We start from the raw sequence: 26,525 nt of genomic DNA, 5'->3' as shown, positions 1-26,525 counted from the left end.
ATACCGCCGCCGGCCTCATGCCGGGTCGTTGCGCGACAGGACCGATGGCCCGTCATAGCGTCTTCTCGACGATGAAGCGCGGGCGCTGCTTCGTCTCCGAATAGATCTTCGCGACATAGCCGCCGATCACGCCGAGGAACAGCAACTGCAGGCCGCCGAGAAAGTACATCGGAATCACGGTGGACGCCCAACCGGGCACCGAACGGTCGGTGAACAACCGGATCGACAGCGCCCAGATGCCGAACGCGGTCGAGGCCAGCGCAAGCAGGGCGCCAACGTATGCGCTCCATTGCAGCGGCTTCGTCGAAAACGACGCGACGCCGTCCGATGCGAGCAGGATCATCCTCGCCAGTGGGTATTTGCTTTCGCCGGCGAAGCGCGGCTGCCGGTCGTATCGGACGATCGCGGTACGGAAGCCCAGCAGCGGCACGATGCCGCGCAGGAACAGGTTGACCTCGCGGAAGCCGCGCAATTCTTCGATCGCCCGGCGGCTCATCAGGCGGAAGTCCGCGTGATCCGGCAAGATGTCGACGCCGAAGCGGCGCAGCAGCCGGTAGTAGCTGCGCGCGCTGACGCGCTTGAAGAAGCCGTCGCTGTCACGACGCTGCCGCACGCCGAATACGATCTCGGCGCCGGACTGGTATTCGCGCAGCATGCGCGGAATCGCATCGAGGTCGTCCTGGAGATCGGCGTCGAGACTGATCAGCACGTCGCCGTTGACTCTCATGAGCCCGGCAAGCAATGCGTTCTGGTGCCCGTGGTTGCGCGACAGCTTGAGGCCGTGGATACGTGGATCGGCGGCATGGAAGCCTTCGATGAGGGACCAGGTCCGGTCGTGCGAACCGTCGTCGACGAAGGTTACGCCGCTCGCGCCGTCAATGATGCCGTCGCGGGTAAGCTGGTCAAGCAGGATCGTGAGCCGGCGTACGGTTTCCGGCAACACGGCTTCTTCGTTGAAGCAGGGAATTACCAGATTGAGCGCGACCATACCCACCCCGATATCGTTACGCGTGCATTGCGGTCTGCCGTCGTCACGAGGCGCTACTGGTTCATGCAAGGTGGCGGGCGGATCGTGCATCGCGCGCGCCTGTTCCCCGTGACCGGATTGGGCCGGTTCCTGCTCTTGATTGTCGTTCGCAACCCCCGGCCCCGGATTCGCGACGAATCCATTATGACGGAACGTACCCGGGCCCGGGGAGACGTCGCAGTGAGGATGAACCCGGATGCGATTGCGGTTTGCCTCGAGCGCCGGACGATCCCCCAACGCATCCTCCCCGATTCAAAAAATTTTCACGAAGGGACTTGCGCACCTCCAAAACCCTCTCTATAATTCGCGGCTTCTTAGGCTCGTAGCTCAGTTGGTTAGAGCACCACCTTGACATGGTGGGGGTCGTTGGTTCGAATCCAATCGAGCCTACCAACGAACAAAATGAAGGGGTCTGGCAGCTCGCATTGCCTACAGGCAATCCGGCTCGCCAACATACAAACGCCACGCGGCAACATCGCGTGGCGTTTTTCTTTTTGCGGCCGAAACTGCGCAGGCATGTGCAGATGCATCGTGTGCGATCCATGTACGACAGGCAGCCGGCAGTGGGCAAAAGCAGGGCGCAGAGCACGAAAAGCGGTCGCAAAGCCCCCGCTCGTCACGCATCAATGCAGATGCTTCAACTTGTCAGGATTCCGCACGACATAGATCGCGACGACCTTCCCGTCCTCGATCTCGAGTGCCGTGGTCTGTAGCTCGCCATCCGCTTCCAGTGTGACGAACCCCGGCAGCCCGTTGATGAACCCCGCGCGCACGAGCTTCGACGCATGCGTGGCGAACAGCTCGGCGAGGTACGCGTGCACCTTCATCACGCGCTCGAAGCCGAACACCGGCTTGCCCGCCGCCGTGCGCTTGCCGCCGCCGTCCGAATGCAGGCTCACGTCCTCGGCGAGCATCGCGCCGAGCGCGCGCATGTCGCCGCTGCGTGACGCCGCGAAAAACGCCTCGGCCAGCGCGATCCCGCGCTGCTTCTCGACGTGAAACCGCGGCCGCGCCTCGCGCACATGCGTGCGCGCCCGCGCGGCGAGCTGCCGGCAGGCGGCCGGGTCACGCTGGATCGTCGTCGCGATCTCGTCGAACGCGAGGCCGAACACGTCGTGCAGCAGGAACGCCGCACGTTCGAGCGGCGACAACCGTTCGAGCGCGAGCATCAGAGGCAGCGTGACGTCCTCCTGTTCATCTTCCTCGACGACCGGCTCGGGCAGCCACGGACCGATGTAGGTCTCGCGCTGGTGCCGCGCGGACTTCAGCTGGTCGAGGCACATGCGCATCACCATGCGGCGCAGGAACGCCTCGGGCACGCGCACCTCGGTGCGGTCGACGTCCATCCAGCGGATGAACGCCTCCTGCACCATGTCCTCGGCGTCCGCGACGGAACCGAGCATCCGGTACGCGACGCGCATCAGCGTGCGACGCAGCGGGTCGAAGCTCGCCGCTGCGTCGGCCCGGTCTGCGGCGCTGCCGGCGGCCGGATCGAGGTGGGTCATCACGCCACCATCTTCGCGGCAGCGGCCTTCGCCTCGGCCGGATCGATCCACAGCCCGAAGCCGACGGCCAGCCGGTTCCAGCCGTTGATCACGTTGATCATCACGGTGAGTTTCACCTGTTCCTCCTGGCTGAAGTGCTCGCTCAGCGCCGCATACGCGGCCTCGTGCGCGCCATGGCCTTCCGACAGCCGCGTGAGCGCGTCGGTCCAGCCGAGCGCCGCACGTTCGCGGTCGGTGTAGCAGGGCGCTTCACGCCATGCGGCCAGCAGGTTGATGCGCTGCTCGGTCTCGCCTTGCTCGCGCGCCTCGACGGTGTGCATGTTAAGGCAGTTCGCGCACGCGTTGATTTGCGACGCGCGGATCTTGACCAGCTCGATCAGCGTCGCCTCGAGGCTCCCGGCAGCGGCGACCGAGACGGCCATCCAGTTCTTCATCAATGCGGGAGCGGCGGCAAACGGATTGAGTTTCGCAGTCATGGTTCCTTCTCCTTTCGTGTGGGTTCCGGCGATATGACGAGCGAGCCCTCCGCGCCTGTGACATCGACGCAAAAAATTTTTCAAAAGCCGGGAAGCACGCGGAGGGCAGAGCGGTTGAACGGCGGTGTCGAGGTCCGCGACACCGCCGCGCGGACCCATGCCGATTTCGATTCCATGGTGCTGCTCCCGTGGCGAACCCGTGTCATCCGATCTTTCATGACGCCGGCGTGGATGTCATGAGGCTTCGGCATGGCGAATCCCGCAGGCATACACATTGCATTCACCCTCCGAGCCCCGTCATGACGGACATCGACGGTTCGTCACGCCGCCGCCCCGCGCATGATCGATGCTTTCATTTTTCTTTCGCGTCTGTTTCACCCGAAATCCGATTCGCGACGTTCACATTTCTGGCCCATACTGTTTTGCACGGGCAGATGAAGTCACGCCGCACCAGCGGCCCGGCGCGCGCGCCGGCTGCCCGACGACGCAGCAATGAAGGTCGCACGTCAGCCGCGCGCATTCGAGCGCAAGGCTTTCCTTTTTCCGGCAACGCAACGCAGCGAATCGCGACGTGAACGGTAAACCGATGAGCCTCCTTGCATCCCAGCTTCAGCGCCGTTACCAGGACGTGCGCGCCCATAGCATCGCGTTGACCGCGACGCTGTCCGCCGAAGACCAGGCCGTGCAGTCGATGCCCGACGCGAGTCCGGTGAAATGGCATCTCGCACATACGACCTGGTTCTTCGAAACCGTCGTACTGATGCGCCGCGTGCGCGGCTACGCGCCGTTCGACGACGCGTTCCAGTTCCTCTTCAATTCCTATTACGAAGCGCTCGGCCCGCGCCATCCGCGGCCGCAGCGCGGGCTGCTCACGCGTCCGTCGCTCGATGAGGTGCGCGCGTACCGGCAGTACGTCGACGATGCGATGCTGCGCGCGCTCGACGTTGCCGATCCGGCGTTGCTCGCCACGATCGCGCCCGAGATCGAACTCGGTCTGCATCACGAACAGCAGCATCAGGAGCTGATCGTCACGGACATGCTGCATGCGTTCTCGTGCAACCCGCTGAAGCCCGCGTTCCGGCCGCGCAACGGCGCTGATGCGCACGCCGGGCACGCGGCCCTGGCCGCGGGCGATGCCGGCCCGTTGCGCTGGCTGCATCAGCCGGGCGGGCTTGTCGAGATCGGCCACGATGGCGCCGCGTTCTCGTTCGACAACGAACGGCCGCGCCATACCGCGCTCGTGCGCCCGTGCGAGATCGCGAACCGTCTCGTAACGAATGCCGAATTCGCAGCCTTCGTCGCGGACGGTGGCTATGCACGCCCCGAATACTGGCTGTCCGACGGCTGGGCGACGGTGCAGCGGGAAGGGTGGCAAGGGCCCGCGTACTGGATTCCCGGCGACGACGGTGATCCGACAGCCGCACACGCCTGGCGCGCGTTCGGCCTGCACGGCGTGGAGCCGCTCGCGCCCGATGCGCCCGTGTGTCACGTGAGCTTCTACGAAGCGGCGGCGTACGCGGAATGGGCCGGCGCACGCCTGCCGACGGAATTCGAATGGGAGGCCGCGTTCGGCGCGGATGGCATCGCGCAGATGCTCGGGCACGTATGGCAGTGGACGCGTTCGTCCTACGAGCCGTATCCGGGCTTTCGGCCGCTCGCGGGCGTCGCTGCCGAATACAACGGCAAGTTCATGGTCGGTCAGCAGGTCCTGCGCGGCAGCAGCATCGCGACCCCGTCGGGGCACGAACGGCCGACGTACCGCAATTTCTTTCCGCCGGCCGCGCGCTGGCAATTCACGGGAGTGCGACTTGCGCGAGACGTCTGATCTGACGGCCACGAGCGGTGGCCTGCAACCCGCCCGCGATGCGCGGCCGAGCGCGTTCGAGCGCGACCTGATCGACGGGTTGTCGCGCACGCCGCGCAGCATTCCGCCGAAATACTTCTACGATGCGGCCGGCTCCGCGCTGTTCGATCGCATCTGCGAACTGCCTGAGTATTACCCGACGCGGACCGAACTCGGGATCCTGCGCGATCGCGCGGCCGAGATCGTGCGGCGCGTCGGCCCGCATGCAGACATCGTCGAATTCGGCGCGGGCTCGCTCGAGAAGATCCGCGTGCTGCTCGACGCGTGCGCGGACAACTACGCGAACGCGCCGGCGCGCTACGTGCCGATCGATATCTCGGCCGACTACCTGCACGGCGCGGCCGCGCGGCTGCGTGCCGCGTATCCGTGGCTCGACGTCGCGCCGCTCGCGGCCGACTATACGAAGGCCGAGCAGCTGGCCGAGCTGACCGGCACGCCACGCCGGCGCATCGGCTTCTTTCCCGGCTCGACGATCGGCAACTTCTCGCCGGAGGAAGCCGATACGTTCCTGCGCGACGCCGTGCGGTTGTTGCGCGGCGGCGGCCTGCTGGTCGGTGCGGATCTCGTGAAGGACGAACGCACGCTGCATCACGCGTACAACGACGCGCAGGGCGTGACCGCCCAGTTCAACCTGAACCTGCTCGCCCGCGCGAACGCGGAGCTCGGCGCGGATTTCGATCTCGACGCGTTCTCGCATTGCGCGTTCTACGATCGCGAGCGGCAGCGCATCGAGATGCATCTCGTCAGCGATATCGCGCAGACGGTGCACGTGCGCGGCCACGCGTTCCGCTTCGAGGCCGGCGAACGCATCCACACGGAGAACTCGCACAAGTTCACGATCGACGGCTTCCATGCGATCGCGCGGCGTGCGGGCTTCGAGCCCGACACCGTATGGACCGACGCGGACAACCTGTTCAGCGTGCACTGGCTGCGCAGCGTCGACGATATCCGCGCGTAACGTCGTCGCGATCCGCTCGCACGGTGTGTGTGCGGGACGCGTGCGGTCTGCGTCGCCGGCCCGCGCGCCGGCAAAATTTCCCGACTCTCCCGATTCGATGCGTCGTTGCAACGGCGCGTCGAATCGCTCGTCACCCTTGTCCCGCAAGGCTTCGCGCCCATCCGTAAACGTCCGTTACCGGTCTCGCATCCCGGTTTCACCTGTGTCCGCCCCTGGTGCCTAGACTCCGAACCGTAGTCACATGACGCACGACACGTGCAGGGAGTCGCGAAATGAGCAAGAAACTTATTCTCGGTGCAGTTCTCGGTGTAGCGGCGCTGGCAGCTTCGGGCGTCGCATCGGCCCACGTCGACCTGTCGGTCGGCATCGGTGTGCCCGGCGTCTATGCGGCGCCGGCGCCGGTCTACGTCGCGCCGCCGCCGGTGACGTACGCGCCGGTTGGCTACTATCGCGATGACGACTGGCGTGAGCGTCAATGGCGCGAACACGAATGGCGCCGTCGTGAATGGCGCGAGCACGAGTGGCGCGAGCGCGGCTGGCGTGACGGCGACGGCTGGCGCGGCCGCTGGAACTGAACCGGGCAACCGGTTTACGAGGACACTGAGCACGACGATGAGAGGAGCGTGATCGCATGATGCCCATTCGACACATCAGGTATAGCGCAGCGGCCGCCGTCGTCGCGCTCGCAACGATCGGCAGCGCGCACGCGGCGGGCTGCATGAAGGGCGCGGTGGTGGGCGGCGTCGCCGGCCACTACGCGGGACATCACGCCGTGGTCGGCGCGGTCGGCGGCTGTATCGTGGGCCACCACATGGCGAAGAAGCACGAGCAGGAACTGGCCGCGCAGGGCGTGCAGCCGGCGCAGTAAGCGTAGCCACCGGCGGAACGGCGCGATCGCGCCGTCTCCGCCTTTCATTTCCCTTGTTGGGTGGCGGCTGGCCGGACGGTTCATCAAGCGTGCCGAACGCCGGCGAATTGATCTGACGAAAGCGCGCCGTTACGATCATTTACAACGCCGCGCCGCACGAATCGCGCGCGTTCCTAGAATGCAGTCACTCGAACGCGCTCCAGGGAGCAAACAATGAAAACGCAACGATATCTGTCCGTGCTCGCAGCTGCGCTGCTCGCACTCGGCGCCGTTTCCGCACAGGCGGCCGCCGGCGGCAATGGCGGTGGTGGTGGCAACGGCGGCGGCCATGGTGCCGGTGGGATGGGCGGCATGGGTGGGAATGCGGGCGGCATGTCCGCCGGCCACATGAGCGGTCAAGCGCTGAGCAACTCGAACGGCATGCACGCGGGCGACCGCGACAAGGGCCTGTCGCGCGCAGCCGATCGCTCCGATTCGATCGCCGATCGTGCCGGCGCGCAGCCGGACAGCGGTCACGGGCGCTCGCACGGGCACACCGCGCATGCATCGAAGTCCACGCACCACGCGCACCGGAACGCATTCGGCCACACGCTGTAAGCGCGGCGCACGCATGCGGAAGAAGGGCGCTTCGGTGCGCTTCTTCATTGGCAGCGGACCAAGGGGCGCGCCGCGCTGAGTCGCGTGCTCGTCGCGCATCGCCCCCGATTTGCAACCAGCCGTAACCGCACGCACGAACGCGCGAGGATACGAAACGCTTTCACGCGAATGACAGGCGGATTCGCTCCCGCATACGCGAGCATCGCAGCAGCGCCGCGGCCCGCTCCATGAAAAAAGGGCGGCTCGTCGCCGCCCTTCGTTTCAGCGTCCCGCGCCCGCCAGCGGCGCGACGGCTGCAACAGGCTCGAACAACGCGTCGGCCTGCCTGACGCGCACGAACCGCGCGGCCGCTCCGCCGTCCACCAGCGCCCGGAAATGCGCTTCGCCGCACGCGAGCTTCGCGCGCTCGTGCTCGCTCGTCACGTCGCCGTCGGCGTTCGGCGTATCGACGACGAAGTACAGCCGCTCGCCGCCATCCTGCTCCGCGAGCACCGCCCAGTCGGGGTGATAGCTGCCGAGCGGCGTCGGCACGCGGAACCATGCGGGCAGCTTCGCGTACAGCTTCACGCCGTCATGCGCTTCCAGCGCATCGGCGAACGCGCGCTCCGCGTCGGTCTCGCACACGACGGCCTCGTGGATCGACTTCCGCGCATCCGGCCGCAGGTTGCGCAGATAACCGGTCAGCGCCTCGCTCTCGAACGACTCGAGCGCATGCACGTGGCGCTCGCCGAGCTTCCGGTACGCGATGCCGGCAACCAGTGCGAGCCGCTTGCAGCGGTTGATCGCATCGGCGGCCAGCGCGATGAACTGCTGCGGATTCACGCGGAAATCGTCGAGCCGGCCGCTGTCGGCCAGGATCGTCGCGAGCGAGCGGCGCGTGAGCTGCGTGCGGTCCTGCAGTTCGGTGAGCAGGTCGGGCAGCGGCAGCTCGCCTTCGTCGATCAGCACCGTGCCGGCGCCGGCCACCTCGATCGCCTCGATGCCGGCCTTGCCGATGTCGATCTCGGCCTTGCGCCACTGCAGCCGTGCGCGTGCGATGTCCGGCGCGTCGCGCAGCGCGGCCGTGCAGTCGCGCACGAGCTTCGCGTTGTCGAACTCGACGCTGTACACGGTGCGATGGCGGATACGGTCCCACAACGCGCGGAAGTCGTCGCCGAACACGACGGCCTTGCCCGACGCATCGCGCCGCAACGCGATCGCGCGCCGCTCGTCCGCATTGCGCACCGCGAAGCGGCCCGACAGCTTGCGCAGCGTCGCGACGATCGGCGCGCGCAGCGTCTCGAACGCCGCGGGCAGCACGAGCGCGCTCTGGCGCAGCGCATCCTTCAGCCGGTCGAGCACCTTGCCCTGCGCGTCGACGTAACCCTGCTCGTGCAGATGCGTCCACAGCACGCGCGACAGCTCGATGCCGAGCGCGTGCGCGGGCCCGTCGCCTTCCTGCACCGGCAGCGCCGCGAACTGGTGTTCCTCGACGATGCCGAAACGGATGCCCGTATCGGCCTCGATTTCCTTCTGCAGGTTCTCCGCGAACGACTCGTAGCGCTCGGTCGCGATCACGGTGAGCGTGTTCACGCCCGGATCGCGCACGCGTTCGCCGTCCTGGTCGACGGCGAGGCGCAGCCCGCGGCCGAGCGTCTGGCGGCGCTCGCGTTCGGTCTGGATGTCGCGCAGCGTGCAGATCTGGAACACGTTCGGGTTGTCCCAGCCTTCCTTCAGCGCCGAGTGCGAGAAGATGAACTTCAGCGGCGTGTCGAACGACAGCAGCGCTTCCTTCTCGCGCATGATGAGGCCGTACGCGCGCTCCGCGTTCTCGCGGGCCGCGGCGCTGCTCTCGCTCGTGTCGGTCCAGCCGCCCTTGCGATCGATCGAGAAGTAGCCGTTGTGTGCGCGCTCGACTTCGAGCGCGACGTCGACGCCGTCGAACAGCGCACGGTAGGCCGGCACGCGCGCCGCGCGCGCATATTCTTCTTCGAAGATCAGCGCGTAGTCGCCCTTCACCGGCATCCCGTGCTCGTCGTAGCGGCGATAGCGTTCGACCGAATCGACGAAGAACAGCGACAGCACCTTCACGCCGCGCTCGGCGAGGCGCAATTCCTTGTCGAGATGCTCGCGGATCGTGCGGCGGATCATCTCGCGCTGCACGGCGAGCGTGTCGATGTCGCCGAACGCCTCGCCGAGCGACAGGAACGCCTCACCTTCCGGATGGCGCAGCTCGACGTACTCGGCGCCCTTCACCGCATGCACTTCGCCGATCCGCAGCCCTGCATACAGCGCGCGCTTGGTCAGGCGTTCGAGGTCGTCGCCGTCGGTCGCCGTCACGAGCTGGCGCTTCACGCCGGCCGCGGTCGCGACATCGAGCTCGACGCGCGCGCTGATCGCGCCGCGCCGGTTCGACACGCCGACGAGCCGCACGTACGGCTTGTTGTGCGCATCCTCGACGATCGCCGACGCGATCTCGATCTGCTTGACGAGCTTGCGCTCGTACGCGTCGACCGCGTCGAGCCGGTACACCATGTGGTGACGGTCGACGTGCGTGGCCGAATAGCGCAGCGTGCAGAGCGGCGCCATCGCGGCAAGCGCTTCGCGCCCGCGCCCTTCGAGCCCGCCGTCGACGCTTTGCGGCTCGTCGACGATCACGATCGGCCGCGTCGCGCGGATCAGGTCGATCGGCTTCTCGCCGCCGGTCTTCTCGCTGTCTTTATAGAGGTTGTTGATCTCTTTCTTGTTGATTGCGGCGACCGTCATCACCATGATCTGGATCGTCGCGCTCGCCGCGAAGTGGCGCACCTGGCCGAGCTTCGCGGAGTCGTACAGGAAGTAGTCGTACGGCACGCCCGCGTACAGCGCGCGGAAATGGTCCTCGGTGATCGCGAGCGTCTTGTGCACGCCTTCCTTGATCGCGATCGACGGCACGACGATCACGAACTTCGTGAAGCCATAGCGGCGGTTCAGCTCGAAGATCGTGCGCAGGTACACATAGGTCTTGCCGGTGCCGGTCTCCATCTCGACGGTGAAGTCGCGCGAGCCGGGCAGGCCGGACGGCGGCAGCCCGCCGCGCAGCTGCACGTCGGCGAGGTTGCGCGCGAGCGCGTCGTCGGTCAGCGACAGCCGGTTGCCGACGCCTTGCTCCGACACCGCGAAGCCGAGCGAGCCTTGCGCGGCGGCGGTCGTGCCGGGCGCGGCGTTCGCGAGCACGCTGAAGTCGCCGCGATACGATTCCTGGCCGCGAAACAGGTCGCAGACGGCGTCGATCGCCTCGCGCTGGTAGTCGAGATCCGCTTCGAAATGCAGCCGCATCACAGGCTCCGCACGCGCTTCACGCCGTGCTGTTCGAGCAGCGCGGCGAGATTGAGCTTCGCGACGTCGTCGACGAAGCCGCTGTCGCGGAACAGGCACGTGACGTCGCGCGTGGCACCCGTCGCGTCGAGCAGCGCGACGATGCCGTCGGCGAGCGGGCCCGCGTCGTCGCGCGCGATGCGCGCGTCGAAGCACGCGACGATCGAGCGGCCGATCAGGTGCACGGTCTTGCCCGCGACCGGGTGATGCTCGACCGGCGTGCACAGGTCGAGACCGAGCTTCAGCGTCAGCTCGGCGAGCAGGTCGTCCTCGCTGCGGCCGGTCTTCACGTGCTCGACGGATGCGAACAGCGCGTGGTCGAAGTCGTCGCGGCGCGGATCCCATTCGATCACGTTGGTCGTGTCGAGCCGGTACACGCGGAAGCCGAGATCGCCATAGCTTTCCGGGTAGTCGCGCGCGACCTGCTGCGCGGTGCGGCGCAGGCGCTCCTTCGTGATTTCCGCGAGCGTCAGCGGCTTCTTCAGCTTCGCGCAGAAATCGGCGGCCGCGAGCTGCGTCTTGTCGCGGCGGTCGAGCGCCTCGGGCAGCTGCACGAGGATGTAGCGGCGCGCGCCGCCGTCGGTCGCGTTCACCTGCATCACCGCGTGGCCGGTCGAGCCGGAGCCGGCGAAGCAGTCGAGCACGATGTCGTCGCCGCGCGTGCACCAGCCGATCACGGCCGCCGCGAAATCGACCGGCTTCGGCTGGTCGAACGGGATGCCGAGCGTCTTCAGCAGCGCGTCGTCGGAGCCGGCGAACGGCAGCACCGACGGCACGTTCTCGTACATGTTCTCGTCGAGGTAGTAGATCCGCTGCGGCTGCGTGGTTTCATCCGGACCGAATTCGATCTGGCCGCGCTCGATCAGTGCCTGCATCGTCGCGGGCGGGTTGCGCCAGCCGCGCGCCGGCATCGCGCACGGCTTGCCGGTGACCGGGTGGATCAGCGGCGTGAAATACTCGTCCGGCGCCTTCTTCTTGTTCGGCCACGCCATCGACACGAGGCGGTACACGCGCCCGTCGGCCGACAGCCGGTCGTACATCACCTCGCCGCCCGACAGGTTGGTCTGCGCCTTCATCCACGCACGGTAGGCCTTCTGCGCGTCTTTCGCGTTGCCGCTGCGGTACACCGCGTCGTGCGCGGCATCGAGCATGCGCTGCGCGTTGCGCTTCGGGCGCTTCAGCGGCGCCTGTTCGAGCAGCGTTTCGGCGTTGCGCGCGAACAGCACCAGCGATTCGTGCTGGTACGCGACGCCGCGCGCATCGCCCTTCGGGTTGCGCTTGTCCCACACGGCCACGCCGAGTTCGTTCTCCTCGCCGAAGATCTCGCGCAGCATCAGCACGAGCGCATGCACCTCGTGCTCGTCGATGTGCACGGCGATCAGCCCTTCGTCGGACAGCAGCGCGTGCGCGAGCTTCAGGCGCGGATACATCATGTTCAGCCAGTCGGTGTGGAACCGGCCGTTCGCCTCGGTGTTGGTGCTGCGCTTCACGCCGCCGTCGGTCTGGCCCGTCATCGCCAGGTAGTGGCGGATGCTGTCGCTGAAGTCGTCCGGATAGACGAAATCGCTGCCGGTGTTGTACGGCGGGTCGATGTAGACGAGCTTCACCTTGCCCGCGTAGCTCTTGTGCAGCAGCTTCATCACGTCGAGGTTGTCGCCCTCGATCACGAGGTGGCGCGTGTCGTCCCATGCCACGCTGTCGGCAGGGCACGGGCGCAGCGTGCCCGTCGACGGCGTGAGCGCGGCCTGGCGCGCGCTGCGCTTGCCGTGCCAGTGGAAGCCGTAGCGCTCGTCGGCGTCGCCGACGGTGCGCTCGCCGACCAGCGCCTTCAGCACGTCGACGTCGACCGACGCGCCGTCCGGGCCTTCGGTCACGAGTTCGGGGAACAGCGCCTTCAGGCGCGCGACGTTGTCGGCGGTGAAATCCGTCGACATCGCCTGCGGGCTCGCCGCATCGAGTTTCTGCATCGTTTTTTCCATCGGAGCCCGGCCGCGTGCGCCAGGACGTCGGGCGCACTCACGGCACCGGCGGCAATGGCCACCCGGGCAAACCCGAAACGCTAGCGAGTCGGTCGGCGCAGGTCAAGCACCGATGTGAGGGCATCGTGCGCGCATCGGCCGCGATCGCCCGCCGGACGGGCCGCAAGCGGCTTCGGGCCGCTGGTCGCGGCGGCGGCCGACCGGCGTTCCCCGGGGGCTCTGCACAGGCCGAAAACGACGAAAAAACGACGAAAAAAAGGGCACGGTCAGCGCGATGCGCCGCCGTGCCAGCATGGAGAATCCCGGATGGAGGGTGTGGCGGAGCCCGGCGGGCCCCGCCCGGATGGCCGGCCCTCCGGTCAGAAGCGCGTGCGGATGCCCGACGTCAGTTCGAGCTGGTTCTTCGCGCCGAACGTCGACGACACCTTGTAGCCGCCATGCAGCCTCATGTAGTCGCCGGCCAGGTACAGCTCGGTGCGCTTGCTCAGGTGGTAGAACACCGATCCGTAGATCGTCTCCTTGAAGCCGTTGCCGACGCCGTTGGTCAGGCTGAACGCGCCGAGGTTCGCGTTCGGCGTGAAGCCGTCGGCGTTGTACGCGGCGTTCTTGATACGCATCTGCTGATAACCGAGCTCGTAGTCGAGCGCGCCCTTCGGCGCGATCTTCATCGACACGGTCCACGAATCGTCGTGGCGCTGGCCGAGCGAGCCCTGGTCGCCGTTGTAGCGGAAGTAGCCGGCATTCAGGCGCACGATGCTGAACGCGTAGTTGCCGCCGACCGAGAACGTCTGGTTCGTGAAGCCGCCGTGGTTCACGTGGTTGTAGAAGCCCGACACGGCGAACGGCCCGCCGTTGTAGCCAAGCGCGACCTGGTACGCGGAGCCGGTTGCGAACTGCGTCGAGTTGCTGAACTGGTAGCCGGCGCTCGCGAAGATGCCGTTGCTGAACAGCTTCTTCCACGCGACACCGTTGTTGTAGCGCGTGCCGGTCGGGCCGGCCGCGTAGAAGATCATCTGCTTGAAGTTGTTCGAGTTGGTCCAGCCGCCTTCCTCGGTCGTCAGCTTCGCGGAGCCGTACGCGTCGCCGTAGATCGCCGCCGAGTCGCGCGCGATCGTGTTCTGGAAGCCGGCCGTCAGCTTGCCGAAGCGCTCGTCCTCGACGCCGACCCACGCGTCACGGTCGAAGATCTGGCCCTCGTCTTCCATCTGGCCGTTCGCGACCACGAATTCGCTTTCGAGGCGGAAGATGATCTTCGTGCCGCCGCCGATGTCCTCGGCGCCCCGCAGGCCCCAGCGGCTGCCGCTGAACCACGGCTCGCCTTCGTTGCCCATGCCGATCACATGGTTGCCGTTGGCGTCGGCGTGGGTCCGGTAGGTCGGAAAGCTCAGGTCCATCAGGCCGTAAAGCTGCACGCTCGACTGCGCCTGCGCCTGGGTGCCGGCGCACAGGCCTGCCGCCGCGATGGAAAGGGCAAGGGTTTTTCGTTTCAAGATCGTCTCCTCCGAGCTGCCGCATTGAAATCTGTTTGTTGGCAGTACGTAATGTATGCCGATTGTTGCCGACCACAGCGAGAGGGCCGACGCATAGCATCGTAGAGGGGGCAATCCTTCACGCCGCTTTCCCGGAGGAAAGAATCGGATCGGTGAAAACACCGAAATCGCAATAATCGGGAATCGGGCAGGCGGGCAGCCCGCGGGCTGCCAAAACAACATTACGTGCTGCGAATCGATGCCGGGGGCCGCGCCATCAGTCCTGCGCGGTCTTCGCGCGCAGGATATAGCCGAGCCCGCGCAGCGTGATGATCTCGGCCGTGCTGAGCGCGAGATGCTTGCGCAGCCGGTGAATGTAGATGTCGATCGCGTCGGCACTCGGCTCGTCGTCGAGCGCGAACACGCTGTCCATCAGCCGCGCCTTCGATACCGTCTTGTTCTGCTGCAGCATCAGCGTTTCGAGAATCGCATGCTCGCGGCGGCGCAGCGCGAGCACCGTGTCGCCGCAGCGGAATTCACGCGTGCCGAACGCATAGACGAGATCACCGCACACGAGCTGCGTCGTGCCGACGCCGGCCTGCCGGCGGATCAGCGCGCGGATCCGCGCAACCAGCTCGCGCGATTCGAACGGCTTGACCACGTAGTCGTCGGCACCCGCGCCGAAGCAGTCGACCTTGTCGTCGACCGAGCCGTGCGCGGTCAGCATCAGCACCGGCACGTTGTCGTTGCGGCGCCGCAATCGCGCGAGCACTTCTTTGCCGCTGATGCCCGGCAGCCGCATGTCGAGCAGCACCGCGTCGTAGCGCTCGGTCTTCAGCACGGTATCGGCGCGCTCGCCGTCGCCGACGCAGTCGACCGCGAAATCCTCGCCGCGCAGCAGGTTCACGATCCAGTGCGCGAGTTCGGCGTTGTCTTCGACCAGCAGGAGTTTCATGGCGACTTCATCTCTTCAAGGAAACGCCGGGCCGCCCCAAGTTTCCCGCCCGCAGGAAGTCCCCTCGGGGGGCCTGGCGCGCAGCGACAGGTTTGGGGGCACTCTTCAATCGTACGCGGGCAGCCGCACAGTCACGACGATACCGCGATTGCCGGGGCCCGGCGCGAGCGACGCGCTGCCGCCGTGCGCCTGCGCGATCTCGCGGACGATCGCGAGGCCCAGGCCCGAGCCTTCGGTGTCGGCCGACACGCGGTAGAACCGCTTGAACACGTGCGGCCGCGCTTCGGCCGGAATGCCGGGGCCGTTGTCGACCACGTCCAGCACGACCGCGGCGCCGTCGCGCCGTGCCGCGACCGTCACGCAGCCGCCCGGCTGCGTATAGCGCACGGCGTTGTCGACGAGGTTCATCACCAGCGCGGTCAGCAGGCTGTCGCTGCCCGCGACGTCGAGCCGTTCGCCGAGATCGGCGCCGAGGTCGATGTCGCGCTGCTGCGCGAGCACGATCGTTTCCTCGAGCACGCTCGATACGACGGCGGCGAGATCGACGCGATGCGTGAGCAGCGTCGACGGCGTCGCTTCCGCGTGCGCGAGCAGCAGCAGCTTGTCGGTCACGTCGGCCATCTTGCGGCTGCTGCGCTGCATGCTGTCGAGCACCGACGCCAGCTCGCGATCGTCGTGGTCGCGCTGCTGCGCGTACTGGATCTGCGTGTCGAGCACCGCGATCGGCGTGCGCAGCTGGTGCGCGGCGTCGGCGATGAAGCGGCGCTGCGTGGCCGTATGCGTATTGAGCCGCGCGATGCATTGGTTGATCGCGTCGACGATCGGCCGCAGCTCGTGCTGCAGCCGCTCGGGGCGGATCGGCTCGAGTTCCATCGGCCCGCGGTCGGCGACGTCGTCCTTCAGCTTCATCAGCGGGCGCAGCTCGAGCGTGAGGCCGAGATAGACGAGCACGATCGCGAGCACCAGCATCAGCGACAGGCGCACGAGCTGCGGCCGCCAGATCGTCGCGACCATTGCGTCGTACGAGCGCGTCGTCTTCGCGACGATCACCGTGACCGTCTCGATCTGCCCCTCGTCGTATAGCTGGCGATCGTACGCGGCCGCGCGCAGCCGCACGCCGTCGAGCGACGTGTCGTACAGCGTCGGCTCGACCCCGTGCCGCCCGGGCACCGCGAGCGCCGGGTTGCCCGCGAGCAGCCGGTCGTGGCCGTCGATCACCTTGTAGAACACCGAATCGCCCGACGGCGATTCGAAGATCTCCAGCGCGGCCGGCGGCACGTCGGCCGCCGGCCGCCCGTTGCGCCATTCGACGTCCTCGCCGATCGTGCGCGCGGACGCGACGAGCGCGCTGTCCTGCACGAGCCCGGCCGTGCGCCGCGCGGTGTCGTACGACATCGCGCCCGCGATCAGCACGAAAGCCGCGAGCGGCAGCAGCAGCCACCACAAGAGCCGCCCGCGCAGGCTGTGCGCCATTCCGTCTCCTCAATGCCGAACCGCGCCGGGGCAACCGGCGCGGTTCGGGCGTGTCATTCGATGATGCGTGCGTTGCTCAGAACGCGGCGGGGCGCCACTTGAGCAAGCGCTTCTCGAGCCAGGTCAGCAGGTAGTCGGCGGCAAGCGCGACCACGGCCAGCACGATCATCGCCGCGAACACGCCGCTCGCGTTGAACGCGCCCTGGGCGGTGGAGATTAGCAGGCCGATGCCCTGCTTGGAACCCAGGAATTCGCCGACGACCGCACCGACCAGCGCGAAACCGAAGCTCACGTGCAGGCTCGCGAGAATCCAGCTCAGCGCGGACGGGATCACGACCGACGTGGTGATCTGCCGGCGCGACGCGCCGAGGATTTGCGCGTTCGCGATCAGGTAGCGGTCCGCTTCGCGCACGCCCTGGAACGCGTTGCCGAACACCACGAAGAACACCATCACGACGGCCAGCGCAATCTTCGACGCCATGCCGAGGCCGAGCGCGATCACGAAAATCGAGCCGAGCACGACGCGCGGGATCGAGTTCGCGATCTGGATATAGAGGCCGAACACGTCGGACATCAGCTTGTTGCGGCCGAGCACGATCCCGCAGAGCACGCCGGCGACCGAGCCTATCAGGAAGCCGATCGTGGTTTCCTCGAGCGTCACCCAGACCTGCGTAAGCAGCGGCCCTTGCGACGTGCCGTTGGCGAACCAGTCCTGGAGCTGCGCGAAGATCAGCGTCGGCTGCGAGAAGAAGAACGGATCGATCCACTTCAGGCGTGCGGCGAGTTCCCAGCCGCCCAGCACGACGACGAGCACGGCGATCCGCAGGCCGATGATCAGTTGCCGGCGGCGTCGCAGCCGGGTTTGAGCGGCGCGCGATTCGTCCTCGAGCGACGTTGCCGGAATGGCGGTGGGGGGAAGCGTCATGTCGGTCATGCTCCTGTCCTGTCCTTGCTGCTGTCAGCCGATCTGCACTTCTTCGCGCAGGTCGTGCCAGATGTCCTTGGAAATTTCGATGAAGCGCGTGTCGTAGCGAATCTCCGACGTGACGCGCGGGCGCGGCAGGTCGATCTCGTACACGCGCTTGAGCGTCGCGGGGCGCGCGGTCAGCACGAACACGCGGTCGGCGAGCGCGATCGCCTCCTCGAGATCGTGCGTGACGAACACGACCGAGCCCTTGTTCGCGGACCACAGCTGCAGCAGTTCGTCCTGCATCAGCGTGCGCGTCTGCATGTCGAGCGCGGAGAACGGCTCGTCCATCAGCAGGATTTCCGGCTGGTTGATGAAGGTCTGCGCGAGCGCGACGCGCTTCCTCATCCCGCCGGAGAGCTGGTGCGGGTAGTGTTTCGTGAATTTGTCGAGGCCGACCTTGCGGATCCATTCCTCGGCCTGCGTATACGCGACGTCCTTCGAGCGGCCGCGAAACAGCGGGCCCGCCGCGACGTTGTCGATCACGTTGCGCCACGGGAACACGGCGTCGGCCTGGAACACGAAGCCGATGCGCGGATCGATCCCGTCGACCGGGCGGTTCATCACGCGCACCTCGCCGGAAGCCGGTTTCAACAGCCCGGTGATCAGGTTCAGCGTGGTCGACTTGCCGCAGCCGGTCGGCCCGACGATCGCGATGAACTCGCCGCGCGCGACGCTCATGCTGAAGTCGCGCAGCGCGACGGTGGCCTTGCCTTCCGGCGAAATGAAGCGGCACGACACATTGCGAAACTCGATCGCCGGTGTGCTCGGAGAAACTGCCTGGGTCATCGCATTCGTCCTGCGGGTGAGGAGGGCGCCGCATCGTGGCGGCGCCGGGCCGGTCAGCCGGGCCGGAACGGGGAACGCGCGGCGACGGGATCGCCGCCGCCGGCGCCGATATCGATTACTTCGCGTTCACGAAATCGTTGGTGTAGGTGCGCGCCAGGTCGATGTGCTTGCCCTTCACCGACGGGTTGAACGCCGACAGCACCTTCAGCACGGTCGCCGGGCCGTCGGCCGGCATCTTCGCATCGGCGGTGTACATCGGCAGCGATGCCTTCAGCGCGGACACGTACAGCGCCTTGTCCTTCTGGTAGTCGGCCGGCATCTTCGCGGCGATCTCCTCGGCGCTGTGCGTGTGGATGAACTGCATCGTCTTCGCGAACGCGTGCGCGAGCTTGGTGGCTTCGGCCTTGTGCGAATCGGCCCACGCCGACTGCACGTACAGGCTCGCGGCCGGATAGGTGCCGCCGAGCGCGGCGCGCGTGCCTTCCAGCGTGCGCAGGTCGACCAGCACCTTCGCGTCGCCCATCTTCTCGAGCGCGGACACCGTCGGCTCGGTCGTCATCCCGGCGTCGATGCGGCCCTGCTTGATCGCGGCGATGAAGCTCGCGTCGGCGCCGACCGGCAGCATCGTGTACTGCGTCGACGGCACGCCGTGCGCGAGCGCGAGATATTGCGTGAGGAAGCTCGTCGACGAGCCGAGGCCCGTCACGCCGAGCGTCTTGCCCTTCGCGTCGGCCATCGACTTGAACGTCGGCGCGGCCTTGGTCGACACCATCTCGACCTCGCCCGGCACCTGGCCGAACACGGCGATCGCCTTCACGTCCTTGCCCTTGCTCTGGAGGTCGATCGTATGGTCGTAGAAGCCGACGACGCCCTGCACGGCGCCCGCCAGCAGCTCGTTCTCGGCGTCGACGCCGGCCGGCTGCGACAGCAGCTCGACGTCGAGCCCTTCGGCCTTGAAGTTGCCGAGCTCCTGCGTGAGCCGCGCGGGCAGGTAGATCAGCTTCGCGATCCCGCCGACCATGATCGTGATCTTGCCGCCGTCGTCGGCGAAAGCGGGGTGAGCGGCGAGCGCGCAGTTCAGGCTGGCTGCCACGGCGAGGGTGCGCAGGATGGGTCGCATCGGGGTCGTCTCCTTCGTTGTATTCGTATGGCGCGATGCTTGCTGCATCGTCCTGACGAGTATAGGAAGGCGAAACCTTCTGCAACCTTTCGCGGGGTGGCGGTTCTTTTAGGGGTTTTCCAGCAATCGGCGGCTCAAGCGGCCTGGCGCCACCCGATCAACACCCGCCCCATCGCATCCAGCCCCATCTCGAACAGATGCGACACGAACGGCACGAGGTTCGGGATCATCAGTTGCACGAGCAACAGCCCGACCAGCATCGTGACCGGAAAGCCGATCTGGAAGATGCCGATCTGCGGTGCCGCGCGGTTCAGGATCCCGAGCGCGAGGTTCGCGATCAGCAGCGCCGCGACCACCGGCAGCGCGAGCAGGAGCCCCATTTCGAACACGGTCGCGCCGAACGCGGCCAGCGTGCGCCAGCCGGGCGCGTGCAGCAGGTCGGCCGACACCGGCAGCGTCTGGAACGACGCGGCCAGCGCCGCGAACACCTGCAGGTGGCCGTCCACCGCGAGAAACGCGAGCATCGCGATCGCGTTCAGGAAGCGGCCCATCGCCGGCGTCGCGCCGTTCGAATGCGGGTCGAAGAAAGTCGCGAAGCCGAGCCCCATCGACAGGCCGATGAAGTCGCCGGCCGCCTCGACGGCCGCGAACACGATCTGCATCGTGAAGCCCATCGCGGCGCCGATCAGGAACTGCGTGACGACGATCCAGATGCCCTGCGCGGAGAACACCGTGACGCCCGGCATCGCGCCGAGCGTCGGCGCGACGACCAGCGCCATGAATGCGGCGATGCCGATCTTCACGCGCACCGGCACCGCCGCATGGCCGACCACGGGTGCCGTCGCGACGAGCGCGAGCATCCGCACGAACGGCCACAGAAAGGCCGTCAGCCAGCCGTTGAGCTGCGCGTAGGTAACCGAGAACATCGTGGCGGAACGGAGCCTGGCGCGCCGCTCAGCCGGCGCCGAGCGTCGCGACGTGCAGCAGCGTCTGCCGCAGGTAGTCGAGCATCGTCGTCAGCATCCACGGGCCGGCGATCACGAGCGTCGCGGCCACCGCGAGCAGCTTCGGGATGAACGACAGCGTCGATTCGTTAATCTGCGTCGCGGCCTGGAACAGGCTCACGACAAGGCCGACCGCGAGCGCGACCAGCAGCAACGGGGCGGCCAGCAGCAGGCCGACCATCATCGCCTGGTGCGCCAGCGTCATCACCTGTTCGGGTGTCATCGTGCGCTTCCTCCGCTTACGTGAAGCTCTGCGCGAGCGAGCCGATCAGGAGCTGCCAGCCGTCGACCAGCACGAACAGCATCAGCTTGAACGGCAGCGACACGGTGGACGGCGACACCATCATCATCCCCATCGACATCAGCACGCTCGCGACGACCATGTCGATGATCAGGAACGGGATGAAGATCGTGAAGCCGATCTGGAAGCCGGTCTTCAGCTCGCTCGTGACGAACGCGGGCACCAGCAGCGACAGCGGCACGTCTTCCGGGCCCTGCATCGGCGCGGCCTTCGAGATCTTCGCGAACAGCGCGAGATCGGTCTCGCGGGTCTGCTTCAGCATGAAGGTCTTGAACGGCGCGACGCCGCGCTGCACGGCCTGCTCCATCGGCATCGAGCCGTCGGAAAACGGCTTGTAGCCGTCGCTGTACGCGCGGTCGAGCACCGGCGACATCACGAAGAAGGTGAGGAACATCGCGAGGCCGACCAGCACCTGGTTCGGCGGCGTCGTCGCGGTGCCGAGCGCCTGGCGCAGCAGCGACAGCACGATGATGATGCGCGTGAAGCTCGTCATCATCAGCAGCATCGCCGGCAGGAACGACAGCATCGTGAGCAGCAGCATCGTCTGCACGCTCAGCGAATAGGTGGTGCCGCCGTTCGGGCCCGGGCTGGTGTTGAACGCGGGCAGGCCGGCCGCCTGCGCGCACGCGAGCGCCGGGGCGGCGCAGAGGATCAGCGCGGGCGCGAAGCGCGCCGCGCGACGCAGGAATTCGTGTTTCATCGGAATGCGAGTACGGAAAGAGGGCGCGACGCCATGTCAGCGGTCCTTGCCGCGTCCGAAGCGCTTCGCGGCTTCGCCCGCGAGCGCGTCGCGAAACCGCGCGCCGAACGTGCCCGGCTGGCCGCCGCCGGATGCGGTGCCCCCGACGGGTGCCTCGACCGTCGCGGTGGCCGCCGCCGAGCCGGCCGGCAGCGTATGCAGCAGCCGCACGTTGCCCGGCGCGACGCCGAGCACGAGCCAGGTGTCGCCGATCTCGACGATCGTCGCGCTTTCCTTCGCGCCGAGCCCTACGCTCGACACGACCTTCAGCGGGCCGCCGCGCCGCGCGGGCTGGAACCCGAAGCGGCGCGCGAGCCACGCGCAGCCGAACACGAGGCCGATCACGAGCGCGAGCCCGACGAGCGTCTGCAGCACCGCGCCGACGCCGAGCGACGGCACGGCCGAACCGACCGTCACGCTCGATGCGATGGCGCCGGCGTTGTTCACCGCGTTCATGTCGGCGGCGCCGGCCGGCGCGCACGCAAGCGACGCGGCAACGGCTGCCGCCGCCGCGATCGCGAACAGGCGCGCGCGGCGGCCGGACGTCACGTCGTTCATCGATTCAGCTTCCGGATCCGTTCGGCCGGCGTGATGATGTCGGTCAGCCGGATGCCGAACTTGTCGTTGACGACCACGACCTCGCCCTGCGCGATCAGGCAGCCGTTCACGAGCACGTCCATCGGCTCGCCGGCGAGGCCGTCGAGCTCGACGACCGACCCCTGCGCGAGCTGCAGCAGGTTGCGGATCGCGATCTTCGTGCGGCCGAGCTCCACGGTCATCTTGACCGGGATGTCGAGAATCATCTCGATGTCGTTGTGCGTCGAGCTGGCCGCGGCCTTCGACAGCGGCTGGAACACGCCGGCGCCGGTCGCGCCCGCCTGCACCGGCTGCTGGTTCTGCTCGGCGAGCGCGGCCGCCCAGTCGTCCAGGCCCGAATCCTCTTCCGCGGCGGCGGGTGCCGCCTGCACGGCCGCGGCCGATTCCGCGAGGGCCGCGTCGGCGAGTGCCTGCGGGTCGAGTTCGGTCGTCGGGTTCAGCTCACTCATATCCACCTTCCTTCATCGTGTCGCCCGCGCTGATCATCTTCTGTACGCGCAACGCATATTGACCATTGAAAATGCCGTAGCCGCATTCCATCACCGGCACGCCGTCGACCTTCGCGGTGATCGTGTCCGCGATCTCCAGCGGCAGCACGTCGCCCGCTCGCAGGTTCAGGATCTTCTCGAACGTCGACGGGATCTCGGCGAGATCCGCGGTCAGCTCGACCTCGGCCGACTGCACCTGCTGCGACAGCACGCGCACCCAGCGGCGGTCGACTTCGAGCGCCTCGCCCTGGATCGGCGACGCGAGCACGTCGCGGATCGGCTCGACCATCGAGTACGGCATGCAGATGTGCAGCGTGCCGCCCGTCGGCCCGAACTCGATCGAGAACTGCGTGACGATCACGATCTCGTTCGGCGTCGCGACGTTCGCGAACTGCGTGTGCATCTCCGAGCGCACGAATTCGAACTGCAGCGGCCGCACGCTCTTCCACGCGGTCGTGTAGTGCTCGAACACGAGGTTCAGCAGCTTGCCGATGATCCGCTGCTCGGTGGCCGTGAAGTCGCGGCCCTCGACGCGGGTGTGGAAACGCCCGTCGCCGCCGAACAGGTTGTCGACGACGAAGAACACGAGGTTCGGGTCGAACACGAACAGCGACGTGCCGCGCAGCGGCTTCACGTGCACCAGGTTCAGGTTCGTCGGGATCGGCAGGTTGCGGGTGAACTCGCTGTACTTCAGCACCTTCACCTGGCTCACGGAGATTTCCGCCGTGCGCCGCATGAAGTTGAAGATGCCGATCCGCAAGAGGCGCGCGAAGCGGTCGTTGATGATCTCGAGGCCGGGCATCCGGCCGCGGACGATCCGCTCCTGCGTCGCGATGTTGTAGGGGCGGACGCCCGACGTATCGCGCTGCTCGTCGATTGCGTCGGTTTCGCCCGTGACGCCCTTGAGGAGGGCGTCGACCTCCTCCTGGGACATGAACTCCTGGTGGCCCATGCGCGCTCCTTTTCCGGCCGCGTTACTGGACGACGAATTCGGTGAACAGCACGTCGTCGACCTTCGCGCGCTGGTTGCCCGGCTGCGTCGGCTGTTCGATCAGCTCACGCAGCTCCTTCGCGAGCGAACGCTTGCCGTCCGGCGTCGCGAGATCCTCGGGATGCTTGTTCGACAGCGCGAGCAGGATCCGGCTGCGGGTCTCCGGCATGCGCGCGGTCAGCTGCTCCTGCGCCTTCGGGTCGGTGAGCTTCAGCGACAGGCCGACGCGCAGGTAGTGCTGCACGCCGTCGTCCGACTGCAGGTTGACGGTGAGCGGGTCGAGCGGGAAGAACACCGGGGCGGCCAGCGGCGCCGGTTCGGCGGGCGCGCTCGCATGGCCGACGCCGGTCTTGCTCAGGAACACGTACATGCCGCCCGCGGCGGCGGCCGCTGCGCCCAGTGCGATGACGGCGATGAGCGCGATGCGCTTGAACTTGCCGGACGAAGCCGGCTTGTCGGCAGTCGGGTTTGCGGTCGTGGAGGCCATGTGAATGCGTGCGTGATGTCTCGTAGCATGCATTGTTCGGCATCCGGGCCGAGCCCGATGGGCGGAAAAGAGGGGGGAATTGCGGCTATCTCAGCCGATTGTCGGCCGGGTGTCGGCCGGGTATCGGCGCGTTGCAGGGTGCGAGCGGCGGGAAAAAAGCGTCTGCGAGGGGTGAGGCAGGCGACCGGCGGGCATCCGGGCCTTCAGGCGGGAAGGGCGGGCAGCGGCGCCCGCCCGCGCATCGTCAGATCGGCAGCAGCGACAGCAGCGGCGCGATCAGCACCATCGCGACGCCCGCGATCATCATCGTGAGGCTCGACACGACGCCTTCCTCGCTGCCAATCTCGCGTGCCTTCGCCGTGCCCACGCCGTGTGCGGCCGCGCCGAACAGCGCGCCGCGCGCGAGCCGCGTGCGCATCGGCACCAGCGCAAGAACGATCTCGCCGAGCAGCATCCCGCAGATGCCGGTCGCGATCACGAACAGCGCGGTGAGATCCTTCGGCGCGTGGATCTTGTCGGACACGGCGAGTGCGAACGGGGTCGAAACCGAGCGCGTCATCAGCGAGCGCTGCAGCTCGGGCGACAGGTGCAGCAGCTTCGCGAGCAGCAGCGACCCGCACACACCCGCGCCGATCCCGACCGCGACGCCGACCGACAGCGACAGCCAGTGGCGGCGGATCAGGTCGCGATACTCGTAGATCGGCACCGCGAACGCGATCGTCGCCGGGCCGAGCAGCCACATCAACCAGCGCGTGTCGCGGAAGTAGACCGAATACGGGATGCCGGTCAGCACGACGAGCAGCGCCAGCACGCCCGGCACGAACACGAGCGGCGAGAACAGCAGCGTCTTCCTGTATGCGTAGAGCCGCTTCGACACGAAATACAGGACGACCGTCAGCACGAAGCAGCCGACGGAAATCGCGGTATTCACCCGGTCGGCGGACAGGTTCGACAGCAGCGCAAGCATCGCAGGCTCCGGCTCAGTGGGCCGACACGGTCGCGAGGCGCGCGCGGCGGCGCTCGGCGAACACACGCTGCGCGGCGAGCCGGCGCTCGAGCTTCGCGGCGAGGTCGACCGCCACCGCCACCGCGACCATCACGAACGCGGTGCCGGCGAGCATGACCAGCGCGATGCGCCAGCCGTCCTCGCGGAACAGCCCGCCGTACTGGACGGCCGCGACGGCGGCCGGCACGAAGAACAGCAGCATGTCGGACAGCAGCCAGTTCGCGCCGTCCTTCACCCACGCAGGCGCGACGCGGCCCGAGAACAGCAGCGCGAGCAGCACCGCGAGGCCGACGACGCCGGACGGCACCGGCAACCCGACCGCGCGCACGGCCCAGTCGACCGCCATCCACAGCACGCCGAGCGCGGCGGCCTGCAGCACGATCCGGCCCGTACGCGCAACGTTGCCCGCGGCGGCGGCGGGGCGGGCGGCGGCAGTAGCGATCGGCTTGGTCATGGCGGGCTCCATACAGATATTGCGTTGATGGTGTGAGTATAGGGTTTCCCCTAACCATAAATAAAATGACTTGTCTCTATCCTTGTCATTCCAATTCGGAATTCATCTTGGTTCGTTGCACCAACTTGGGGAGTCATCGATGGAATTGCGCGCGCTGCGGTACTTCGTCGAGGTGGTCCGTCAGCAGAGCTTCACGGCGGCCGCCGACCGGTTGTTCGTCACGCAGCCGACCATCAGCAAGATGGTGAAGGCGCTCGAGGACGAGATCGGCTCGCCGCTGTTGCTGCGCGACGGCCGGCAGATGGTGCTGACCGACGCGGGGCGGATCGTGTTCCAGCGCGGCCAGGACGTGCTCGCCGCGCAGGCGCAGCTGCAGTCGGAGTTGAAGGATCTGGGCACGCTCGGGCGCGGCGAGCTGACGATCGGCATTCCGCCGCTCGGCGGGTCGCTGTTCACGCCGATCATCGCCGCGTACAAGCAGCGTTATCCGAACATCGAGCTGAAGCTGTTCGAGCAGGGCGCGCGGATGATCGAGGCCGCGCTGATGTCGGGCGAGCTCGAGCTCGGCGGGCTGCTGGAGCCGGTCGATCCCGCCACGTTCGAACGACTGCCGATGGTACGCGCGCCGCTGTGGCTGGTCGCGCCGCGCGAGTCGCGCTGGGAGGATCACACGGCCGTGCCGCTCGCCGATCTGGCGCGCGAGTCGTTCGTGTTCTACGCGGAAAGCCTCGCGCTGCACGACGCGGTGCTCGACGCGTGCCGGCAGGTCGGCTTCACGCCGTCGATCGTGAGCCGCAGCGGTCATTGGGATTTCATGGCCGCGCTGGTGCACGCGGGGGTCGGCATCGCGCTGTTGCCGGAGCCGTACTGCCGGCGGCTCGATGCGCGGCAGTTCACGTGCCGGCCGATCGTCGAGCCGGAGATCACCTGGGCGATCGCGCTCGGCTGGCTGAAGAAGGGTTACCTGTCGCACGCGGCGCGGGCGTGGCTCGACGTCGCGCGGGCGACGCTGCCGATCGCGTCGGGCGACGATCTGGCCTTCGGCGGGTTGCGGGCGCGGGAGTGAGGCGCGCGG

27 protein-coding genes and 1 tRNA gene are annotated in these 26,525 nt (G+C 67.5%); 8 read left to right on the top strand and 20 right to left on the bottom strand.

Annotated elements, in window-relative coordinates; genetic code table 11:
* Positions 1-52: 52 nt before the first annotated feature.
* Positions 53-988 (bottom strand): glycosyltransferase family 2 protein, encoded by a 936-nt coding sequence (locus U4Y91_RS24420; protein WP_415750489.1) that lies wholly within the window; start codon positions 986-988, stop codon positions 53-55.
* Between the two features lie 355 nt (positions 989-1,343).
* Here U4Y91_RS24420 and U4Y91_RS24415 point away from each other — a divergent pair.
* Positions 1,344-1,420 (top strand) — tRNA-Val (locus tag U4Y91_RS24415).
* Between the two features lie 230 nt (positions 1,421-1,650).
* On the opposite strand, the gene U4Y91_RS24410 is transcribed toward U4Y91_RS24415, so the two are convergent.
* Together U4Y91_RS24410 and U4Y91_RS24405 are read right to left on the bottom strand one after the other, a co-directional pair.
* Positions 1,651-2,532, bottom strand: a complete 882-nt coding sequence (locus U4Y91_RS24410) for a sigma-70 family RNA polymerase sigma factor (protein WP_321807231.1) — start codon at positions 2,530-2,532, stop codon at positions 1,651-1,653.
* The gene (locus U4Y91_RS24405) at positions 2,532-3,008 is read right to left on the bottom strand and encodes a carboxymuconolactone decarboxylase family protein (RefSeq protein WP_321807209.1); all 477 of its coding nucleotides are present in this window, start codon (positions 3,006-3,008) and stop codon (positions 2,532-2,534) included. The genes U4Y91_RS24410 and U4Y91_RS24405 overlap by 1 nt, the downstream gene beginning before the upstream one ends.
* A gap of 299 nt (positions 3,009-3,307) precedes the next feature.
* On the opposite strand from U4Y91_RS24405, the gene U4Y91_RS24400 reads away from it, so the two are divergent.
* From U4Y91_RS24400 to U4Y91_RS24375, 6 genes are all read left to right on the top strand, one after another.
* Positions 3,308-3,583, top strand: coding sequence for a hypothetical protein (locus U4Y91_RS24400; RefSeq protein ID WP_321807208.1), 276 nt, complete (start codon positions 3,308-3,310; stop codon positions 3,581-3,583).
* An 11-nt stretch (positions 3,584-3,594) separates the two neighbouring features.
* Positions 3,595-4,833: an ergothioneine biosynthesis protein EgtB gene (gene egtB, locus U4Y91_RS24395; RefSeq protein WP_321807207.1), complete on the top strand. Its 1,239-nt coding sequence runs from the start codon at positions 3,595-3,597 to the stop codon at positions 4,831-4,833.
* Positions 4,817-5,830 (top strand): L-histidine N(alpha)-methyltransferase, encoded by a 1,014-nt coding sequence (egtD, locus tag U4Y91_RS24390; RefSeq protein ID WP_321807206.1) that lies wholly within the window; start codon positions 4,817-4,819, stop codon positions 5,828-5,830. Before egtB ends, egtD begins: the two co-directional genes overlap by 17 nt.
* Positions 5,831-6,102: 272 nt before the next feature.
* Positions 6,103-6,405 carry a hypothetical protein gene (locus U4Y91_RS24385; RefSeq protein WP_044845179.1) on the top strand — a complete coding sequence of 101 codons (303 nt, stop codon included), beginning with the start codon at positions 6,103-6,105 and terminating at the stop codon, positions 6,403-6,405.
* A gap of 56 nt (positions 6,406-6,461) precedes the next feature.
* Complete coding sequence (locus U4Y91_RS24380) at positions 6,462-6,698, top strand: hypothetical protein (RefSeq protein ID WP_321807205.1); 237 nt, start codon at positions 6,462-6,464, stop codon at positions 6,696-6,698.
* A 213-nt stretch (positions 6,699-6,911) separates the two neighbouring features.
* Entirely contained in the window at positions 6,912-7,295 is a 384-nt protein-coding gene (locus U4Y91_RS24375; protein ID WP_321807204.1) for a hypothetical protein, read from the top strand.
* Positions 7,296-7,556: 261 nt separating this feature from the next.
* Here the strand turns inward: U4Y91_RS24375 and U4Y91_RS24370 are convergent, their stop codons facing one another.
* The 17 genes from U4Y91_RS24370 to U4Y91_RS24290 form a co-directional block, all read right to left on the bottom strand.
* Positions 7,557-10,592 (bottom strand): type III restriction-modification system endonuclease, encoded by a 3,036-nt coding sequence (locus U4Y91_RS24370; protein WP_321807203.1) that lies wholly within the window; start codon positions 10,590-10,592, stop codon positions 7,557-7,559.
* Positions 10,592-12,598, bottom strand: coding sequence for a site-specific DNA-methyltransferase (locus tag U4Y91_RS24365; protein WP_321807202.1), 2,007 nt, complete (start codon positions 12,596-12,598; stop codon positions 10,592-10,594). Before U4Y91_RS24365 ends, U4Y91_RS24370 begins: the two co-directional genes overlap by 1 nt.
* A 371-nt stretch (positions 12,599-12,969) precedes the next feature.
* Complete coding sequence (locus tag U4Y91_RS24360; protein ID WP_321807201.1) at positions 12,970-14,100, bottom strand: porin; 1,131 nt, start codon at positions 14,098-14,100, stop codon at positions 12,970-12,972.
* A gap of 256 nt (positions 14,101-14,356) precedes the next feature.
* Entirely contained in the window at positions 14,357-15,034 is a 678-nt protein-coding gene (locus U4Y91_RS24355) for a response regulator (RefSeq protein WP_044845185.1), read from the bottom strand.
* Between the two features lie 105 nt (positions 15,035-15,139).
* Positions 15,140-16,507, bottom strand: coding sequence for a sensor histidine kinase (locus U4Y91_RS24350; RefSeq protein WP_321807200.1), 1,368 nt, complete (start codon positions 16,505-16,507; stop codon positions 15,140-15,142).
* A 76-nt stretch (positions 16,508-16,583) separates the two neighbouring features.
* Complete coding sequence (locus U4Y91_RS24345) at positions 16,584-17,441, bottom strand: ABC transporter permease (RefSeq protein WP_124520428.1); 858 nt, start codon at positions 17,439-17,441, stop codon at positions 16,584-16,586.
* A 24-nt stretch (positions 17,442-17,465) separates the two neighbouring features.
* On the bottom strand, positions 17,466-18,263 hold the full coding sequence (locus U4Y91_RS24340; protein ID WP_321807199.1) for an ABC transporter ATP-binding protein: 798 nt from the start codon (positions 18,261-18,263) through the stop codon (positions 17,466-17,468).
* Between the two features lie 115 nt (positions 18,264-18,378).
* On the bottom strand, positions 18,379-19,383 hold the full coding sequence (locus U4Y91_RS24335) for an ABC transporter substrate-binding protein (RefSeq protein WP_321807198.1): 1,005 nt from the start codon (positions 19,381-19,383) through the stop codon (positions 18,379-18,381).
* A 134-nt stretch (positions 19,384-19,517) separates the two neighbouring features.
* Positions 19,518-20,309 (bottom strand): flagellar biosynthetic protein FliR, encoded by a 792-nt coding sequence (fliR, locus tag U4Y91_RS24330; protein WP_321807197.1) that lies wholly within the window; start codon positions 20,307-20,309, stop codon positions 19,518-19,520.
* Between the two features lie 28 nt (positions 20,310-20,337).
* Complete coding sequence (fliQ, locus tag U4Y91_RS24325; protein WP_006750427.1) at positions 20,338-20,610, bottom strand: flagellar biosynthesis protein FliQ; 273 nt, start codon at positions 20,608-20,610, stop codon at positions 20,338-20,340.
* A gap of 16 nt (positions 20,611-20,626) precedes the next feature.
* Positions 20,627-21,388 (bottom strand): flagellar type III secretion system pore protein FliP, encoded by a 762-nt coding sequence (gene fliP / locus U4Y91_RS24320; protein ID WP_321807196.1) that lies wholly within the window; start codon positions 21,386-21,388, stop codon positions 20,627-20,629.
* Between the two features lie 36 nt (positions 21,389-21,424).
* Positions 21,425-21,985 carry a flagellar biosynthetic protein FliO gene (fliO, locus tag U4Y91_RS24315; protein WP_321807195.1) on the bottom strand — a complete coding sequence of 187 codons (561 nt, stop codon included), beginning with the start codon at positions 21,983-21,985 and terminating at the stop codon, positions 21,425-21,427.
* Positions 21,982-22,473 (bottom strand): flagellar motor switch protein FliN, encoded by a 492-nt coding sequence (gene fliN / locus U4Y91_RS24310; RefSeq protein ID WP_321807194.1) that lies wholly within the window; start codon positions 22,471-22,473, stop codon positions 21,982-21,984. The genes fliO and fliN overlap by 4 nt, the downstream gene beginning before the upstream one ends.
* Complete coding sequence (gene fliM, locus U4Y91_RS24305; protein ID WP_321807193.1) at positions 22,466-23,464, bottom strand: flagellar motor switch protein FliM; 999 nt, start codon at positions 23,462-23,464, stop codon at positions 22,466-22,468. Before fliM ends, fliN begins: the two co-directional genes overlap by 8 nt.
* 22 nt (positions 23,465-23,486) lie before the next feature.
* A complete protein-coding gene (gene fliL / locus U4Y91_RS24300; protein ID WP_124486793.1) occupies positions 23,487-24,023 on the bottom strand; it encodes a flagellar basal body-associated protein FliL in 537 nt (178 codons plus the stop codon).
* Between the two features lie 211 nt (positions 24,024-24,234).
* Complete coding sequence (locus U4Y91_RS24295; protein ID WP_044845194.1) at positions 24,235-24,957, bottom strand: LrgB family protein; 723 nt, start codon at positions 24,955-24,957, stop codon at positions 24,235-24,237.
* Between the two features lie 13 nt (positions 24,958-24,970).
* Positions 24,971-25,450, bottom strand: a complete 480-nt coding sequence (locus U4Y91_RS24290) for a CidA/LrgA family protein (protein WP_321807192.1) — start codon at positions 25,448-25,450, stop codon at positions 24,971-24,973.
* Positions 25,451-25,589: 139 nt separating this feature from the next.
* Here U4Y91_RS24290 and U4Y91_RS24285 point away from each other — a divergent pair, with 139 nt between their 5' ends.
* Positions 25,590-26,516, top strand: coding sequence for a LysR family transcriptional regulator (locus tag U4Y91_RS24285; protein ID WP_321807191.1), 927 nt, complete (start codon positions 25,590-25,592; stop codon positions 26,514-26,516).
* Positions 26,517-26,525 lie beyond the last annotated feature (9 nt).

Source organism: Burkholderia sp. BCC1993 (assembly GCF_905339865.1).
Lineage (GTDB): Bacteria > Pseudomonadota > Gammaproteobacteria > Burkholderiales > Burkholderiaceae > Burkholderia.
The sequence above is the reverse complement of the archived record's forward strand: the minus strand, read 5'-3'. Positions and strand labels throughout refer to the sequence as shown.

What these genes read in the sequence shown, in the direction of transcription:
- fliL (WP_124486793.1), bottom strand. Translation starts at nt 24,023, where the DNA reads ATGCATGCTACGAGACATCACGCACGCATTCACATGGCCTCCACGACC.
- U4Y91_RS24405 (WP_321807209.1), bottom strand. Translation starts at nt 3,008, where the DNA reads ATGACTGCGAAACTCAATCCGTTTGCCGCCGCTCCCGCATTGATGAAG.
- fliM (WP_321807193.1), bottom strand. Translation starts at nt 23,464, where the DNA reads ATGGGCCACCAGGAGTTCATGTCCCAGGAGGAGGTCGACGCCCTCCTC.
- U4Y91_RS24365 (WP_321807202.1), bottom strand. Translation starts at nt 12,598, where the DNA reads ATGCAGAAACTCGATGCGGCGAGCCCGCAGGCGATGTCGACGGATTTC.
- U4Y91_RS24355 (WP_044845185.1), bottom strand. Translation starts at nt 15,034, where the DNA reads ATGAAACTCCTGCTGGTCGAAGACAACGCCGAACTCGCGCACTGGATC.
- fliP (WP_321807196.1), bottom strand. Translation starts at nt 21,388, where the DNA reads ATGAAACACGAATTCCTGCGTCGCGCGGCGCGCTTCGCGCCCGCGCTG.
- U4Y91_RS24370 (WP_321807203.1), bottom strand. Translation starts at nt 10,592, where the DNA reads ATGCGGCTGCATTTCGAAGCGGATCTCGACTACCAGCGCGAGGCGATC.
- U4Y91_RS24400 (WP_321807208.1), top strand. Translation starts at nt 3,308, where the DNA reads ATGACGGACATCGACGGTTCGTCACGCCGCCGCCCCGCGCATGATCGA.
- U4Y91_RS24380 (WP_321807205.1), top strand. Translation starts at nt 6,462, where the DNA reads ATGATGCCCATTCGACACATCAGGTATAGCGCAGCGGCCGCCGTCGTC.
- U4Y91_RS24340 (WP_321807199.1), bottom strand. Translation starts at nt 18,263, where the DNA reads ATGACCCAGGCAGTTTCTCCGAGCACACCGGCGATCGAGTTTCGCAAT.
- fliO (WP_321807195.1), bottom strand. Translation starts at nt 21,985, where the DNA reads ATGAACGACGTGACGTCCGGCCGCCGCGCGCGCCTGTTCGCGATCGCG.
- U4Y91_RS24285 (WP_321807191.1), top strand. Translation starts at nt 25,590, where the DNA reads ATGGAATTGCGCGCGCTGCGGTACTTCGTCGAGGTGGTCCGTCAGCAG.
- U4Y91_RS24345 (WP_124520428.1), bottom strand. Translation starts at nt 17,441, where the DNA reads ATGACCGACATGACGCTTCCCCCCACCGCCATTCCGGCAACGTCGCTC.
- U4Y91_RS24385 (WP_044845179.1), top strand. Translation starts at nt 6,103, where the DNA reads ATGAGCAAGAAACTTATTCTCGGTGCAGTTCTCGGTGTAGCGGCGCTG.
- fliQ (WP_006750427.1), bottom strand. Translation starts at nt 20,610, where the DNA reads ATGACACCCGAACAGGTGATGACGCTGGCGCACCAGGCGATGATGGTC.
- U4Y91_RS24350 (WP_321807200.1), bottom strand. Translation starts at nt 16,507, where the DNA reads ATGGCGCACAGCCTGCGCGGGCGGCTCTTGTGGTGGCTGCTGCTGCCG.
- U4Y91_RS24290 (WP_321807192.1), bottom strand. Translation starts at nt 25,450, where the DNA reads ATGACCAAGCCGATCGCTACTGCCGCCGCCCGCCCCGCCGCCGCCGCG.
- fliN (WP_321807194.1), bottom strand. Translation starts at nt 22,473, where the DNA reads ATGAGTGAGCTGAACCCGACGACCGAACTCGACCCGCAGGCACTCGCC.
- U4Y91_RS24420 (WP_415750489.1), bottom strand. Translation starts at nt 988, where the DNA reads ATGGTCGCGCTCAATCTGGTAATTCCCTGCTTCAACGAAGAAGCCGTG.
- U4Y91_RS24295 (WP_044845194.1), bottom strand. Translation starts at nt 24,957, where the DNA reads ATGCTTGCGCTGCTGTCGAACCTGTCCGCCGACCGGGTGAATACCGCG.
- fliR (WP_321807197.1), bottom strand. Translation starts at nt 20,309, where the DNA reads ATGTTCTCGGTTACCTACGCGCAGCTCAACGGCTGGCTGACGGCCTTT.
- U4Y91_RS24375 (WP_321807204.1), top strand. Translation starts at nt 6,912, where the DNA reads ATGAAAACGCAACGATATCTGTCCGTGCTCGCAGCTGCGCTGCTCGCA.
- U4Y91_RS24410 (WP_321807231.1), bottom strand. Translation starts at nt 2,532, where the DNA reads ATGACCCACCTCGATCCGGCCGCCGGCAGCGCCGCAGACCGGGCCGAC.
- U4Y91_RS24335 (WP_321807198.1), bottom strand. Translation starts at nt 19,383, where the DNA reads ATGCGACCCATCCTGCGCACCCTCGCCGTGGCAGCCAGCCTGAACTGC.
- egtB (WP_321807207.1), top strand. Translation starts at nt 3,595, where the DNA reads ATGAGCCTCCTTGCATCCCAGCTTCAGCGCCGTTACCAGGACGTGCGC.